Source organism: Agriterribacter sp., assembly GCF_035497235.1.
GTDB lineage: Bacteria > Bacteroidota > Bacteroidia > Chitinophagales > Chitinophagaceae > Agriterribacter.
The window spans coordinates 177,435-193,592 of the sequence record NZ_DATJEB010000052.1 but is presented as its reverse complement, the minus strand read 5'-3'; the positions used below and the strand labels follow the sequence as shown (position 1 = coordinate 193,592).

11 protein-coding genes are annotated in these 16,158 nt (G+C 42.4%); 9 read left to right on the top strand and 2 right to left on the bottom strand.

Going from position 1 to position 16,158, the window contains the following annotated elements:
- The first annotated feature begins 2 nt into the window (after positions 1-2).
- The 6 genes from VL121_RS18975 (at position 3) to VL121_RS18950 (ending at position 6,514) form a co-directional block, all read left to right on the top strand.
- Positions 3-1,688: an alpha-L-fucosidase gene (locus tag VL121_RS18975; RefSeq protein WP_325408185.1), complete on the top strand. Its 1,686-nt coding sequence runs from the start codon at positions 3-5 to the stop codon at positions 1,686-1,688.
- Between the two features lie 109 nt (positions 1,689-1,797).
- A complete protein-coding gene (locus VL121_RS18970; RefSeq protein ID WP_325408184.1) occupies positions 1,798-2,235 on the top strand; it encodes a MaoC family dehydratase in 438 nt (145 codons plus the stop codon).
- Between the two features lie 3 nt (positions 2,236-2,238).
- A complete protein-coding gene (locus VL121_RS18965) occupies positions 2,239-3,417 on the top strand; it encodes an ABC transporter substrate-binding protein (RefSeq protein WP_325408183.1) in 1,179 nt (392 codons plus the stop codon).
- 66 nt (positions 3,418-3,483) lie between these two features.
- Complete coding sequence (locus tag VL121_RS18960; protein ID WP_325408182.1) at positions 3,484-4,329, top strand: amidohydrolase family protein; 846 nt, start codon at positions 3,484-3,486, stop codon at positions 4,327-4,329.
- A gap of 58 nt (positions 4,330-4,387) precedes the next feature.
- Positions 4,388-5,440, top strand: coding sequence for an L-rhamnose/proton symporter RhaT (locus tag VL121_RS18955; protein WP_325408181.1), 1,053 nt, complete (start codon positions 4,388-4,390; stop codon positions 5,438-5,440).
- 15 nt (positions 5,441-5,455) lie between these two features.
- On the top strand, positions 5,456-6,514 hold the full coding sequence (locus VL121_RS18950; protein WP_325408180.1) for a Gfo/Idh/MocA family protein: 1,059 nt from the start codon (positions 5,456-5,458) through the stop codon (positions 6,512-6,514).
- Between the two features lie 75 nt (positions 6,515-6,589).
- On the opposite strand, the gene VL121_RS18945 is transcribed toward VL121_RS18950, so the two are convergent.
- The gene (locus tag VL121_RS18945) at positions 6,590-7,012 is read right to left on the bottom strand and encodes a VOC family protein (RefSeq protein ID WP_325408179.1); all 423 of its coding nucleotides are present in this window, start codon (positions 7,010-7,012) and stop codon (positions 6,590-6,592) included.
- Between the two features lie 76 nt (positions 7,013-7,088).
- The gene (locus VL121_RS18940; RefSeq protein ID WP_325408178.1) at positions 7,089-7,856 is read right to left on the bottom strand and encodes a helix-turn-helix domain-containing protein; all 768 of its coding nucleotides are present in this window, start codon (positions 7,854-7,856) and stop codon (positions 7,089-7,091) included.
- A 435-nt stretch (positions 7,857-8,291) separates the two neighbouring features.
- On the opposite strand from VL121_RS18940, the gene VL121_RS18935 reads away from it, so the two are divergent.
- The 3 genes from VL121_RS18935 (at position 8,292) to VL121_RS18925 (ending at position 16,122) form a co-directional block, all read left to right on the top strand.
- Positions 8,292-11,405 carry a SusC/RagA family TonB-linked outer membrane protein gene (locus tag VL121_RS18935; RefSeq protein ID WP_325408177.1) on the top strand — a complete coding sequence of 1,038 codons (3,114 nt, stop codon included), beginning with the start codon at positions 8,292-8,294 and terminating at the stop codon, positions 11,403-11,405.
- Positions 11,406-11,418: 13 nt separating this feature from the next.
- A complete protein-coding gene (locus VL121_RS18930) occupies positions 11,419-12,954 on the top strand; it encodes a RagB/SusD family nutrient uptake outer membrane protein (RefSeq protein WP_325408176.1) in 1,536 nt (511 codons plus the stop codon).
- Between the two features lie 141 nt (positions 12,955-13,095).
- Complete coding sequence (locus VL121_RS18925) at positions 13,096-16,122, top strand: glycoside hydrolase family 2 protein (RefSeq protein ID WP_325408175.1); 3,027 nt, start codon at positions 13,096-13,098, stop codon at positions 16,120-16,122.
- Positions 16,123-16,158: the final 36 nt, after the last annotated feature.

Genomic DNA, 16,158 nt, shown 5'->3' with positions numbered 1-16,158 from the left:
GTATGCGCATTATTTATTTTTTTGTTCTTTTCATGGTATTGCAGGGATTATCGTGTGTTTCGCCCGGGGAGAAGGCTCAATTGGCCAAACCTTCATCACAGCAATACAGTTGGCACGAGCAGGAACGGATTATGTTTATTCATTTTGGTATGGCCACCTGGCAGGGCAGGGAGTATGATAATTTTAGCACTGATCTTAAAAAAGTAAATCCTTCAAAAATCAATACGGATGAATGGTGCAGGATCGCGCAATCGTGGGGAGCCAAGCAAATTGTTTTTGTGGCCAAACATGTGGGTGGCTTTTGCTGGTGGCCAACAGCAACCACGGATTATAATGTAAAAAATATAGCATGGAAAGAGGGCAACGGCGACCTTGTAGCTGAAATAGCCGCATCCTGCAAAAAATTTGGATTAAATCTTGGGTTATACCTGTATCCCGGCGATGATAAATGGGGCGCGGGGTTAGGAAGCGGCGGACGTACGAACGACACAACAAAGCAGGAGGCTTACAATAAAATTTACCGACAGCAACTAACGGAACTGCTTACCCGCTATGGTAAAATTAAAGAGGTATGGTTTGACGGCACCTGTGTTATAGATGTGGAAGATATCCTGGCCGAAAATGCCAGGGAAGCAGTTATTTTTCAAAGCCCCCAGGCAACCATTCGCTGGGTGGGTAATGAAGCTGGCTTTGCTCCCTATCCCGCATGGAATTCCTTATACAGCACAGATTTGAAATCCGGAGTGGCAACGGCAGTACAGGGTACACCTGATGGAGATGCCTGGGCGCCATTAGAATGCGATGTGCCGCTATACAATCATAACTGGTTCTGGTCGAAGGCAAATGAAAATAAGCGTCGCAATGTAGATGACCTGATGGAGATATATTATAAGTCTGCCGGAAGAGGCGCACTGCTCCTGTTAAATGCAACGCCAGATACAGCCGGAGTGATACCGGAGGGAGATGTAAAACAATACGCAGCCTTCGGCAAAGAAATAGCGCGCAGGTTTGGGCAGCCCTTAAAAATGGTGAGCGACAAACAAGGAAAGGAAGTAACGATAAGCTTTGACGAGCCTACGGTAATCAATCATGTGGTCATCATGGAAGATTACAGGGAAGGCGAACGTATAAGGGCTTATGATGTGGAAGGATATGCCGGGGGTGAATGGAAAAGGCTATCCTCGGGATCATCTGTTGGAAGAAAAAAGATAGATTATTTTGGGGACATAGCTGTTACGAAAGTGAGGCTTACTATTACGCAGTCTGTAGCAGAACCCTTGATCCGTTCTTTCTCTTTGTATAAAATTGATAATACGCCTGAGTTGAAGTATAAAGAGGACGCTGTTTCAAAAGACTGGCAATATCTTAATTCATGGATGCCGGAAATGTTTAGCAATGGAAAAGCAAGCATTAACCTCAATCTTACCTCATATATTCCCGTACCCGGACAATACGAGGTTTTATTTAAGGAAACAGAAGGGAAGCGTGTGACTGTGATAGATAAAGCTGAGCTATTTTACGATGGAGAAAAAACGCTCCCCGAATTTATAACCATAAAAGACAATAACATTTTTATTAACCGGACAGCTCAGGTTACCAACGAAACAAGCATTTTGCTGAAAGTAACATTCAGCGCAACAGGTGAAAATGATAGTAAAGGAAGTATAAGCTTCAGGGCTGTCCACTAACATCATTTTACGGAGCATGGATGCTGTGCCCTGGAACCTGATATATAAGGAGTCCGTTTTGGCAATACGAGGTATTTTGCTTCAAACCATATAAACATAATTGAAGGGCATGTTCACCAAAATATATTTTGAAGACTACACAGAAGAAATGGTAAGGGAAACTATCGGCCGTACCATTACGGAAACAGATATTGTATTACACGCCGGGCAAACCGGCGACTTTTTTCCTCACCACATGGATGCGGAGTGGTGCAAAACACAGCCATTCAAACAACGTATAGCCCATGGTACGCTCATATTCAGTGTAGCGGTTGGAATGACAGCTTCGCAAATCAATGAAGTGGCGTTTACCTACGGGTACGAAAGACTCCGGTTTATAAAGCCTGTGCATATTGGCGATACCATAAAAGTAAAAGTTACTGTGAAAGGGAAAAAAGAATACAAAAATCCTGCACAGGGTTTAGTTACCGAACTGGTGGAAGTGTATAACCAGCGCAATGAACTGGTAATGGTTTGCGAACATATATTGCTCGCTCAAAAAAAATAACTGATGCCTGAAAAGATTGAACTAAAAGGAATAACATGGGGGCATAGCAGGGGATATACGCCATTGGTTGCCGCCTCGCAGAGGTTTAATGAGCTTTATCCGGAAATTGATATTACCTGGAAAAAACGAACGCTCCAGGAGTTCGCCGATTTCCCTATAGAAAAACTGGTAGAATCGTATGATCTGCTGATTATAGATCATCCCTGGGTTGGATGTGCTGCTGCAACACAATGTGTGCTTCCGTTAGACAAATACCTATCCGGAACTTATTTACAGGATCAATTGAAATATTCAACAGGCTATTCGCATCAAAGTTATCAGTACGGAGGACATCAGTGGGCTTTGGCCATTGATGCGGCAACACCTGTTGCCAGTTACCGGAAGGATTTATTGCTGCAGCACGGCATTCCGGTGCCTGGTTCATGGGATGATGTAATTGCCATGGCGGATATGGGCAGGGTAGCGGTGCCGGCTATTCCTATTGATCTGCTGATGAATTTTTATATGTTATGCATTGCTTTTGGGCATGAACCTTTTTTAAATGAAGAAGAAGTAACAGATAAGCAAACAGGGCTAAAAGTATTGGATGCCATGCAATCACTATGGAGCCGGGTAAACCCCGAAATGTTTGATTGTAATCCTATTGCCGTGGCAGAACGGATGTCTTCAACAGATGATTACTGGTATTGTCCTTTTGCTTACGGGTATTCCAATTATTCAAGGAAAGGATATGCCAAATACCTTTTGGAATATACGGATATCGTTCGTTTTGAAGCTGCGGGTAGCCGTTTACGTAGTACATTGGGGGGAACAGGTTTGTCGGTGTCGGCATTTTGTAAACATAAAGCCCGGGCATTGCAGTTTGCAGAATGGATAGTATCGGCGGGTATCCAGTCAACCCTGTATGTTGAACACGGCGGGCAGCCGGGGCACAGAAAAGCGTGGGAAGATGAAAAGGTAAACCTTAATACCAATAATTATTTTATAAATACCCTGCCGGCATTGGAAAGCGCCTATGTACGGCCCCGGTACAATGGGTATCTGCATTTTCAGGACGAGGCTGGACTACCTCTGCAGCATTATCTGAAACATGGCGGAAACCCCGGGCAGGTGCTGGAGAAAATAAACAACATATACAGGCAAACAAAGCCCGTAACTCCACAGGAGCAGGCAGGGGGTTGAGTGCTTTATGGTAATTATAAATGATGCGGTAAACTGCTCAAGGGCTAAACAGTAAATACATAAACAATGATTATTGACACGCATATCCATATCTGGGATCTGAAAAGAGCAGCATACGATTGGTTGAAAGAGGATACCAGTATATTAAACCGCACCTACCGGTTAGAGGAATTACTGCCATCGTTCCCGGCCGCAAAGGTTACGCAGGGCGTGCTGGTGCAGGCAGCTAATCATATGGAGGATACCGAACTGATGCTGGAAACGGCGCGAAACCATGATCAGGTTGCAGGCGTGGTGGGCTGGTTGCCTTTGATGGATCCTGTTAAAACATTCGGTATACTGAATGAAAAGCTTTTGAAAGAAAAATATTTTAAGGGGGTAAGGCATTTAATTCATAATGAGCCGGACCCTGCATGGTTGCTGCAAAGCGAAGTGCTGGAAAGCCTGCAGATACTGGCTATGCATAATATACCGTATGACGTGGTAGGTGTAAATAATGATCATCTTGAAACGGCTATAAAGGTTTCAGAAAAGATTCCTGACCTTACAATGGTACTCGATCATTTGAACCAGCCGCCCATTGCGGAAAAGAAAAAATTTGGCAAATGGGGAGAATTGATGAAAACGATTGCCGCTAACAGTAACGTATATGCTAAAATTTCCGGGCTGGGAACCGCTTCGGGAAATTTCACCGGCTGGACTGCAGATGATATTAAGCCATATATTGCATATACTTTGGAGTTTTTTGGAACACAACGTTGCTTTTGCGGAGGCGACTGGCCGGTGAGTTTGCTGGCAGGCACGTATGAAATGCATTGGATGATTTACCAGGATATTTTATCAAGCCTTCTGCCGAAGGATAATGCAGACCGTGTTTTATATAAAAATGCACGGGCATTTTACAATCTTTAGTCTTCTGCAATACGCTTACACGTTTTACGGGTAATACAATTCTTTTAATGACGCTCACATGAATTTATTTTTTGGTATTTTTTTGCATGGCATTGGCGCTTTTTCCGCATCGGTTTGTTATACCCCGCAAAAGAAAACCGTATCGTGGTCCTGGCAAACCTACTGGCTGATGCAGGCTGCGGTTTGCTGGCTGCTGTTACCCGTTATAGTGGCATGGATTACTATTCCTGCCTTAGCGCTGGTACTGGCGGAAGCTCCCGGTGATGCCATGTGGCGATCGTTTATTTTGGGTGCGTTATATGGCATAGGGGGAACTGCTTTTGGGTTAGCTATCCGGTATGTGGGCTTTTCGCTTACCTATGCCATTTCCATTGGCATTTCCTGTGTACTCGGAACCTTGCTGCCGCCACTGTATCGCGGAGAACTGGGAACGATATTAAGTGGCGCAGGTGGTGGATGGATATTATCCGGTATTGCTATTGGCGCAATGGGTATTGCATTATGCGGGCTGGCGGGATACGCAAAAGAAAAAGATCTTGCAAAGCGCAGTAACACCCAAACCGTTTTTTCCTTAGCCATTGGTTTGCCCCTTTGCCTTTTGGCCGGCGTGCTTTCCGCTGTATATGGCTTTTCTTTAGACCAGGGGCAACCTATTGCCGATGTGGCCGCTCAATATGGGGCAGGCCATTTCCAGGGAAATGTGATTTACCTGTTTTCCAATACAGGTGCTTTTCTCAGCACTATGATATATTGTATTTACCTTCATGTAAAACAAAAAACATTCAGGGAATATGTCTCCCTGCCTGCTGCATCAACAGCAGGAAAAACTGCCTTACCCTTAAACTATATCTTAGCTATTATAACAGGTGTATTATGGTATACGCAATTTTTCTTTTACGGTTTAGGGCATGTTCGTATGGGCGCGTACCAGTTTACCAGTTGGGCCATTCACATGATCATGCTGGTATTAATAAGTACCCTAATTGGCATATTATTAAAAGAGTGGGTGAACAGCAGTAAATTAACACGGTTTTATTTGATTTCCGCCATTCTTACGCTTATAGTGTCTGTGTTGGTTTTAACTTATGGAAATTATCTTGGAGCATCTTAAATCACCACCACTGCTATGAATGCATTCAGCCATATAGCCTATCATATTCCCGAACTTCCGGTAACATCGCCCATCGTTATCATCGGGGCTGGTGGTATTGTGCAAACGGCACATCTTCCTGCATACCGGCTGGCAAAATTTTCGGTGGCTGGCATTTTTGATTCTGATCATGAAAAAGCAATACAAGTTGCACATCACTTTCAAATACCGGTGGTTTACAACAGCATGGATGGGCTTGTTTCAAAAACAGGAACCGGAGTTATTTACGATGTGGCAGTGCCGGGTAGTGCCATTACTGATGTACTTGAACAATTACCCGATCATGCTTTTGTATTATTGCAGAAACCGATGGGAGAGAACCTGGAGCAGGCTCAGCGCATACTTGAACTATGCACGCAAAAGAAAATAACGGCAGGTGTAAATTTCCAACTCCGGTACGCACCCTATATAATTATGGCTAAAAAGATGATCGCCGGGGGATGGCTTGGCGATATTTGTGATGTGGAAGTTTACGTGAATGTGTATACGCCATGGCAATTGTGGGATTTTCTTTTTAGCGCCCCGAGGGTCGAAATTTTATACCACAGCATTCACTACATTGATCTCGTCAGGAATCTTCTTGGTAATCCTTCAGGCGTATATGCCAAAACAACAGGGCATCCTAAAATGGATGCATTGCATTCCGTTCGTTCCAATATTATCATGGATTATGGAGATATGATAAGGGCGAACATTTTAACCAATCATGCACACAGGTTTGGATTACAAAAACAGGATGCCTATATTAAAATTGAAGGAACAAAGGGTGCGATTAAAATAAAGTTGGGTTTACTGATGAACTATCCTGAAGGTGTTCCGGACCGGTTTGAATATGTTTTATCAGATGAAAGCCCTTCTCCTGAATGGAAGACCTTACCTGTCAATGGCTCATGGTTTCCCCATGCGTTTATAGGTTCTATGGCGGAGATCATGAAAGCAAAAGAGGATCACAGCTATACGCCCGACAATTCAGTAGAGGATTGTATATACACCATGCGTTGCGTGGAAGCGGCATATGCTTCAGGCAGGCGCTGAATAAAAAAAACACGCCTTTTAAGCTGTGATCTTTTTAATAAAGTTGCTGCACAGGTTTTTAAGATACCATCGCCTTTACGCGTTTTTCAGTGCTTCAATATCAAATTTAGACATTTTCATAAATGCATCAATTACGCCTGGCGCTTTAACAGGATCAGCCATTAATTCATGTAAAATGGATGGAACAATTTGCCAGGACACGCCAAACTTATCATCAAGCCACCCGCATTGGTCATATCTTCCGCCCTTTCCCAATTCTTCCCAATAATAATCAATTTCATTTTGTGTATCACATTCAATTACAAATGAGGTGGCAGGCGTAAACTTGTATTTCGGTCCGCCATTTAGCGCCATAAATATAGCGCCCTTTAATTCAAATTGAACAACGATTGGGTTTTCAGAAAGGATTTTTGATTCTTTAAAAATGGAACAATAATACGATGCTGCTGCTTTAGCCTGTCCATCGAACCATAAGCAGGGATAGATTTGTTTTGCCATTTTGTTTTCATTTAATGATCACACAAAATTAGTTTTGTCCAGTTATTAAAATAGAACAATTCCGACAATCTCTGGCTTAGGAGCCGTAATTGATAAATTCTTTGGGTGTAATATTAGTAAATTCTTTAAAGGCTCTGATATAGTGACTTTGGTCGGCATATCCATTTTGGAAAGCTAAGTCTGATAATTTACAGTAATCTCCTTTGAGTAATTGAAAAAATGCGGAATTGAACTGACAGATTCGTCTGTATTGATTCGGCGCTATTCCAATTTTCGTTTCGAAATTTCGTTGAAAAGTTCTTTCAGACATGCTCAAATCTTTTTGTACGGAAAGCAGAATTTCTTTGGATGGGCTGGCTGCGATTTTCGCAGTGGCGTACTTTATTATTGTGGAATCCAGTTTTGCATTTGTAATTAAACGTAAAATAAAATTATCCAATAAATCAATCATCTCCTGAATGGACTCCGAATGAAGTAATTGTTCCCGGAGTTCTATAGGTTTAGCTGATAATAGCAGGTTTAAATCAATAGGGTTATCGGTCAGTTCCTGCGCCTTTACAGCAAAAAGCGGCAAGAGTGAATAAGGCTTTAAAAAATAGGCAATGAGGATAAAGTTTTCAGTTAAGGTTAATGTTTCAGGAACAACTGTTTGCCCGAAAAGCGTAAGATAATTTGCAGCTTTGTTATTTATTTTTCCTTTCTGAGAAGCAAATAACAGGGTTGGAACGCCATTGGCATATAGTGGCAAATTAAAATCAGTAGTAACCCGGTTGTGTTCAATAACCAGTATCCGCTCTGTATAATCAGCAATTTTTGCACCTGGGATAAGATTCCTGACCTTCATTTCTAATCAAATGATGTTGGGATGTCAATAACAATTAATGCTTCGCATGGGCTTTTGGGGCAGATTTAAAAAACCTCAGCCGCAGCCAATACCCGTTTAAAAGTACAAAAGTTCAATGTAATGGCTAAGCTAAATTTCAGCACTATAATATCTCTAATAACGATTACGCTTTACCGGCATGTTATAAAAGCATAGAATTTGGATATATTATAGGGAGTTTTATCATTGGCCTGGTACTATTTTTACAACCAATAAGGCATTAGTATAAATCATAGTGGATCATATAAGCATTGTTGTTTGCTTCAATTTACAATCACCAAAACTTTAATTGTTATGACACGTTTTACATCCGGCTAAGCATTCAGAACTCAGCTCAGGTAAGCTTAATCACCTTTACTTTCATTTCCAAAAATCACTTTTAAACAATTGCCAGACATGAAAAAAAGATTGCTTGTATATATACAGGGTTTTTTCCCTTTATATCGAAGATCATTATATTCTACGCTCTTTGTACTGCTATTGACTGTTGTACTCTTTCCTCCTCAATCAATAGCGAATGATGATCTGTTCAAAAATAGTATCACTGCAGATAAGATTATTTCAGGACAGGTAAAAGATGTTGAAGGAAATCTCCTGGAGGGGGTAAGTGTTGCTGTAAAGGGAACACTAAGAGGAGTTGTAACGGATAATAAAGGAAATTTTTCGCTGTCAGTAACAGATGCTGACCGGGTTTTAATCATAACGCTGGTTGGATATAAAAGTAAGGAGGTATCTGTTGATGGTAATTTGAATATTACGCTGGAATTAGATGCCATTGGGCTATCCGATGTTGTAGTAGTTGGGTATGGTGCGCAGAAGAAAGTTAACCTGACTGGTTCCGTTTCTTCCGTTTCCGCCAAAACGCTTAGCGCCAGTGCGGTGCCTAACTCCGCAAATCTTTTGCAGGGCAGAATGCCTGGTTTAGAAGTTATTCAGCCATCAGGGAGGCCGGGCAATGACGACCCCATGATCCGAATCAGGGGAATGGGCTCCTTTGGAGCGTCCTCATCGCCCTTGGTGTTAATAGACGGAATAATTGGTTCTATAACAACTATAGCCCCCAATGATATTGAATCTGTTACTGTGCTGAAAGATGCTGCATCAGCTTCTATTTATGGAGCAAGAGCGGCAAACGGCGTTATCCTCATTACTAGTAAAAAAGGGAAAAAGGGAGCGGCTTCGCTGGAATACAAGCTGGATATGGGTTTTCAAAATGCTACTGCTGTACGCGATCTGGTATGGAATTCAGCAGAATATATGGAGATGTATAATGCAGCCCGCTTAAGGTCAGGGTTAACAACGTTTTACACAGAGGATCAGATTAATGATTATAAAAATGCAACAGACAGGACTCAGTTCCCCAATTACAACTGGCCCGAACACATTTTTAAGACTGCCAAGATTATCAATCACTCCCTCAGTTTTTCTAAAGCCACTGAAAATAGCAGGTTCAGGCTGGGATTAAACTATACGGATCAGGATGCTATTCTGCCGGTATTTAATTCAAAAAGATATACCGTTAATATAAATTACGATAATCAGGTATTAAAAGGGGTTAGAGTTGGTACTATAGTTAACTTTTTAAACAGGGAAAATATTGAACCGCAGGGAGCGGGCGATATTGATCTGAACAGGGCGATATACGGGCGCTCTCCTCTTGCCCGGCCTTTTCTGCCTGATGGAAGAAAATCTTCAGGAAGAGCTTATAGTACCGAACCCTTCAGCGTTTTTGCTCCTATTGCTTTTACCAATGGTGATATAAAGGGTAGCGTATATTCTGTTAAAGCGCAGGCCTATGTTATTGTAGACATTTTGAAAGGATTGCAATGGGAAACCAAGGGCGGTTATAATATGGATTATTTCTTCAGAAAAACACACACTTACGCTACTCCCGGAGAATTTTATTTTTATCAGAAAGCTCCTGGAGCAGATGATTACTCCCTTGACTTGTCAGTTGGAAGTCCTGTCAGCCTTGGTGTGTCGGACTATACCACTTTTTCAACCACTCCCACTATTTATTCAACATTGAAATACAATAAAAATATAGTTGACCATGAAATTAATGCGATGGTTGGTTATGAGAATCAATCAAATAATTACAGGGTGTTGTCTGGTAGCAGGTTGAAATTTCCAACGCAAAGTTTAGCGGAATTAAATGCAGGCAGTCCGGATGGTCAGTCTCTTGCCGGCACCGCAAATGCCTGGGCGCTTCAGTCTTATTTTGCACGCCTGGCCTACAACTACAAGGGGAAGTATTTGTTGGAGGGCAATCTTCGTTACGATGGAACATCCCGTGTTCAGAAAGATCATCGCTGGGGCGCTTTCCCTTCCATATCAGCAGGCTGGAGAATGTCTGAAGAAGGATTTATTAAAGACAATGTGAAATGGATAAATAATCTGAAAATCCGGGCTTCTTACGGCCTTCTGGGTAACCAGGAAATCGGGCTTTATCCTTACCAGGATATTTTCGGATATGCCAACTATTCGTATGGAACTTCCGTTAATCAGGGGGTGAGGTTGTCGCGAATGACTGATAAAAACCTCCAATGGGAAAAAACCAAAATTCTTGATTTAGGTCTTGATATAGATATCGCTAACGGTTTATTTGGGCTTAGTTTCGATTATTTTAAGAAAAATACATTTGATATTTTAACTACGCTTCCGGTTCCCGCAAGTATTGGATTAACAGGCGCAATTACCAATGATGGCGCTTTAAAGAATACAGGTATGGAATTGGAACTCAGGCACAGGAATAATATTGGTGAACTTCAGTACGAGGCTAACTTTCAGGTATCAGGATTCAGGAATGAACTTGTATCCATTGTAACGCCAACCCTGGGCGTTAGAGAAGTAGGCTTGCCTTATAATTCTTTCTATATATATGAATGGGAAGGCATTTTCCAAAGTCAGGATGAAATTGACAAGGCGCCCAAACAAATATATAATAATCCGAAACCCGGAGATCTGAAAATTAAGGATCAAAATGGAGATGGTACTGTTGACGTTGATGACCGTGTTAGTTACAGTCCTTTTCCAAAATTTAATTATTCATTCAACCTGAACGTAGAATACAAAAGATTTTCTTTGTCGGTGTTCTTACAGGGTGTCAGAGGATCGCATGTATTTCTTTCAGACTGGCTTACTTTTCCGTTCAGAGAAGGCGTACCGCCAAAAGCAGAATTCAGAGACGCATGGACGCCTGAGAATCATAGCACAACTGTTCCGGCGATACACGATTTTGCCTATTCCGGTGTATATGGATACAGTTCTACTTATTTGCTGAAAGGCAGCTCTTACCTGCGCCTGAAAAATGTTTACCTGTCGTACGCCTTACCCGAAAATTTATTAAAGGTCATAAAAATCAAACAGATGGCGGTGTATGTTTCAGGTAGTAATCTCTTAACATTTACTAAGTTCAAAGATGGCGATCCTGAAGTTCGCGAAGGAACAACCGTAACACAATTTCCCCAAGTCCGAATTATCAATTTTGGATTAAATGTTAACTTTTAAATTATCAGTGTTTATGAAAAGCTTTAATCTTTATAAACTTACGGGCTTAATAACCTTGTTTTCGTTCTTTTCGTGCGCAAAAGATCTTGAAAAGAATCCTTTGGATGTTATTTCAAGCGGCACATTCTGGAATACGGATGCTGATGTGCAAATGGCGTTGACCGGCTCATATGCTACGCTGTATCCTTTTTCACCTTTGGGTTGGGCCCGGCCCTATTTAGACTGTCTTGCAGATGGCGGATATTCTCAATGGGGTTCTTATAATTGGAATATAACTACTATTGTTGTTGGCGATCTTAACCCAACTACGGGTGGATTATCTCCAACCATTTTTAATAATTATTATAGCGCAATTGCCACCTATAATTATTTCCTGGCTAATATTGATAAGGTGAAAGGTGTTGATGCAGCTAAAAAAAATCAATATAGCGGAGAAGTAAAATTTCTTCGGGCGCTGGTCTATTTTGATTTGGTCAATTTTTATGGTGATGTTATTTTATATAAAGAAAGTCCGGCTTCGCCTGATGAAGCTAAGATTGCCAAAAGTCCTAAATCAGATGTATTGGCATTTGTAAAGGAAGACCTGGATTACGCTATCGCCAACCTCCCGAATACAGCTTATTCCGGTCATGCGGTTAAAGGCAGCGCTCAGGCATTAAAAACCAGGGTGCTTCTATATGAAGAAAACTGGCCCGAAGCAGCCGCTCTGGCAAAAGCAATTATTGATGAAGGAAAGTTTAGTCTGGCAACGGATTATGAAAAGATTTTCCTGGCTTCGGGACAGACAAACAACCCGGAAATAATGTTCTCCACTGTTTATATGTCGCCAACTCTGTCACAGGCCACCGCCCATGGTTCGAACGCCAACCGGGGTGGTGATCAGGAGTTTGGATGGGGATCTCATATTAGCCCTTATTGGGATCTCGTGGATGCTTATGAGTGTACTGACGGAAAATCAATAAATGAATCCCCTCTTTATGATGCTGCGCAGCCCTGGTTAAACCGTGATCCAAGACTTAAATATACCATAAGAATGCCTAATGTAACTTGGCCTGCAGGTGAGCCTGCGGGAGCGTTAAGTTTAACAGGAATCAATATGCAGAAGTATGTTGACCTTTCAAGAGCACCATTTAGCTATAGTAAGCAAGCTGAATATGATGAAGACTATGTACATATTCGTTATGCAGATGTTTTGCTGATGTACGCTGAAGCAAAAAATGAAGCAAGTGGGCCGGATGCAAGTATATATGATGTATTAGATATGATTAGGGGAAGGGATGGTGTAAATATGCCCGCCGTTGACAGAGTAAAGTATAATACCAAGGAATTACTCAGAGATTATTTACGTAATGAAAGGCGGATTGAGCTGGCTTTGGAAGGACAACGGTATTTCGACCTCAAACGCTGGCATACTGCACATATCGTATTACCACACCTCAAAACGCCTGGTGGAGTACCACTTGTATTTGACGAAAAGCATTATGTTTTGCCATTTCCGCAAAGTGAAATTGATATCAACGATAAGCTTGTACAAAATCCTGGTTATTAGTTTTAGAATAGCTCATGATACAAACAGGAATATAGTTTTTGCAATACGTTGGAACAGGAAATAGGAGTTCTGCACGTTCCAGCGTATTTTTTAATTATTTTTTATGTGTTGTATTTCTCTATCAGGCAATAAAAAGACAGTATGAAGATTCGCTTGCCATTAAAAAAACTATTAATTGCCATCATTTTTATCCTGGCTGCATGTGTCAATAATTTATGCGCCCAGCTATCACTTATAAATAATAGCGGGCCGCCTGCTGAATCGGTTATTTCCCTTGATGGACAATGGCTGCTGGCAACAGACCCACAGAACATTGGGAAAACTAAAGGCTGGTGGAAAGCGCCGGTTGTGGAAGCCAGGCCTATTAAGGTTCCCTGGATACTCCAGGATGTGTATCCGGCTTATCACGGGGTAGTATGGTATTGGCGTAACTTTTCAGCGCCCAGGAATAATAATCCCTCCGGCCGTATACTCTTACGTTTCCAGTCTATTGATTACATGGGCGAAGTATGGCTAAACAATGTTTTTGTTGGCCGCTACGAAAGCGGAGACGTTCCTTTTGTTATCGATGTTACGGATGCAGTCAGATCAAATGAAACAAACCATCTCAGCGTTCGGGTATTAAATCCAACCACTGAGTCTATAGATGGTTTAACGCTGGATCATGTTCCTCACCAGGCAAGAGTGGTTCCTTATCGTTCCGGCTCAGAATATAATTGCGGGGGTATTACTGGTTCGGTAGCGCTAATCATTGCGCCTGCAGTTCGGGTGGCAGACATTTTTGCTTCTGCAGATTCAAAAAGTGATGTGGTGAAAATTGAGGCCACTTTACGTAACGCAGGAACAAAAAAATACCGGCAGCATCTTTCGTTTACTGTAGCGCCCGCAACCAGCGGTGAAAGTTTAAAAACAGTTGAATTTGATTGTGATGTTGCTCCCGGCGACACAATCATTAGAACAGAAATAAAGATTGAGAATCGCCGCTTATGGGATATCAATGATCCGTATCTGTACAGGCTTAGCCTACGCAATACGAACGGTAAAGATAAAACTGCCGATGAACGCTCAGTGCGTTTTGGTTATCGTGATTTTACGTTTGAAAAGGGAAGTTTCAGGCTCAACGGAAGGAGGATTTTTCTGCGTTCCGCACATTCCTGTAACAACTTCCCGATCGGTCAGCGGTTGCCGTTAGATCCCGATCAGGCACGCAGGGACTTACTGGATATGAAGGTGATGGGGTTTAACGCTATCCGTTTCATTTGGGGAGGCGCCCTGCCTTACCAGCTTGATCTTTGCGATGAAATAGGTTTAATGGTGTATAACGAATCGTACAGCTCCTCAGCCCGGATGGATAGTTCTGAAAATTTTCGTCGCTTTGATCATTCTCAGTCGGGAATGATCTACCGCGACCGCAATCATCCCAGCATAGTAATATGGGGTTTGCTTAATGAAGTTTTTAGTGGCGCTCTTTTCAGCCATGCCGTTGAGGTTCTTCCCCATCTGATATCCCTGGACAACAGCAGGATGTTTATATTGGGCAGCGGCAGGTGGGATGGCCAATACGATATTGGTTCCATAGCTAACCCCGGATCGCGAAACTGGGAACATTTGCTTGGCAGTGAGGCTCCCGGTGCAGGTCGGTTTAAAATGACCCGGGTGGGAGGGTATGCGGAAAATGCAGGCGATGCGCACGTTTATCCTAAAGTGCCTCAAACCGCGCAGATGACTGAGTTTATCCGAAATCTTGGACAAAATTCCAAGCCTGTTTTTCTATCCGAATATGGTATCGGCAGCGCCGTTGATTTGTGGCGGGTTACAAGGCATTTTGAACGCTTTGGAAAAGAGGATAATGAAGACGCAAAATATTACAAAGAGAGACTGGATAAATATCTTATAGACTGGGATCAATGGAAACTTGATCAGCTATATGCACGGCCGGAAGATTTTTTTACAGAAAGCCTCAGCCGTGTAGCGAGTCAGCGTACCCTGGGATTAACCGCTATCCGCTCGAATCCGAAAATAGCAGGATATAATCTTACCGGCATGAATGATCATGTAATGACAGGTGAAGGTTTAACTACTACTTTTCGTGAACTTAAGCCCGGAACCGTTGACGCTATGTTTGAAGGACTGGCCCCGCTGCGATGGTGTTTATTTGCCGAGCCCAAAAATATATACAGGGGCAAAGAAGCTAAACTTGAAGTGATACTGGCTAATGAGGATGTTCTTTCTCCTGGAGAATATCCTGTATTGATCCAGGTTATCGGCCCGGGCAACAAAAGAATTCTCGAAAAGACCACGGTCATTACTATTCCTGCAGAGCAGGATGGAACTGAGCTTCCATTAGCCATACCTGTTTTTTCCGAAGCGATGGTTATTGATGGCCCGGCGGGGAAGTATCGGTTGCTGGCAACGCTTCAGCAAGGAGGAGCCCCAAGATGCGGGGAGGTTGAGTTTTATGTAGATGATGAAAAGGAAATGCCAGCCATAAAAACGGAAGTAACCGTATGGGGAGTGGATACAGTATTGACTGCATGGCTCAATAAACATCACATAAAAATGCGGCCATTCACCGGTAAAAAGCAAAGGTCACGGGAAATAATACTGGTTGGATCGCATCCCCCTAAAGGAGAAGACACATTAGCGGCTTTTAGTCTGCTTATGCAACATGTTGCCCAGGGTTCAAATGTTATTTTTCTTTCTCCTGAAGTATTTAAGAAAGAAAAAAACGCCGTAAATTTTCTACCGTTAGCCAGGAAAGGATCTTTATCCACGCTATATAGCTGGCTTTACCTGAAAGATGAATGGGCAAAGCAACATCCTGTTTTTGATGGCCTTCCTGCGGGAGGGCTGATGGATCATCAGTTTTACAGGGAAATCTTACCAGAGAAAGTTTGGATGGAGCAGGATCCTCCCAAAGAAGCGGTTGCTGGCGCTATTAAAGCTTCCCAGGATTATGCTTCAGGACTCATGTTGTCGGTTTATCCATTCGGCGCCGGAAATTTCATACTGAACACATTGCTGATCCGGGAAAATCTGGATACGCATCCTGTGGCAGAGCGCCTGCTGCGTAATCTATTACGTTATGCCGGCCAGGATCAGAAAAAGACAATAGAAAAACTTCCCGTTGATTTCGCTGAAAAGTTGAAAGCTATCGGATATAAATAATATAAAGTGTAAACGGAATCGGCAGATTGGCTTTGT

Bases quoted from the DNA above. Each gene is read 5' to 3' on its own strand.
- VL121_RS18965 (WP_325408183.1), top strand. From the start codon at position 2,239: ATGCCTGAAAAGATTGAACTAAAAGGAATAACATGGGGGCATAGCAGG.
- VL121_RS18930 (WP_325408176.1), top strand. From the start codon at position 11,419: ATGAAAAGCTTTAATCTTTATAAACTTACGGGCTTAATAACCTTGTTT.
- VL121_RS18975 (WP_325408185.1), top strand. From the start codon at position 3: ATGCGCATTATTTATTTTTTTGTTCTTTTCATGGTATTGCAGGGATTA.
- VL121_RS18955 (WP_325408181.1), top strand. From the start codon at position 4,388: ATGAATTTATTTTTTGGTATTTTTTTGCATGGCATTGGCGCTTTTTCC.
- VL121_RS18945 (WP_325408179.1), bottom strand. From the start codon at position 7,012: ATGGCAAAACAAATCTATCCCTGCTTATGGTTCGATGGACAGGCTAAA.
- VL121_RS18940 (WP_325408178.1), bottom strand. From the start codon at position 7,856: ATGAAGGTCAGGAATCTTATCCCAGGTGCAAAAATTGCTGATTATACA.
- VL121_RS18935 (WP_325408177.1), top strand. From the start codon at position 8,292: ATGAAAAAAAGATTGCTTGTATATATACAGGGTTTTTTCCCTTTATAT.
- VL121_RS18960 (WP_325408182.1), top strand. From the start codon at position 3,484: ATGATTATTGACACGCATATCCATATCTGGGATCTGAAAAGAGCAGCA.
- VL121_RS18970 (WP_325408184.1), top strand. From the start codon at position 1,798: ATGTTCACCAAAATATATTTTGAAGACTACACAGAAGAAATGGTAAGG.
- VL121_RS18925 (WP_325408175.1), top strand. From the start codon at position 13,096: ATGAAGATTCGCTTGCCATTAAAAAAACTATTAATTGCCATCATTTTT.
- VL121_RS18950 (WP_325408180.1), top strand. From the start codon at position 5,456: ATGAATGCATTCAGCCATATAGCCTATCATATTCCCGAACTTCCGGTA.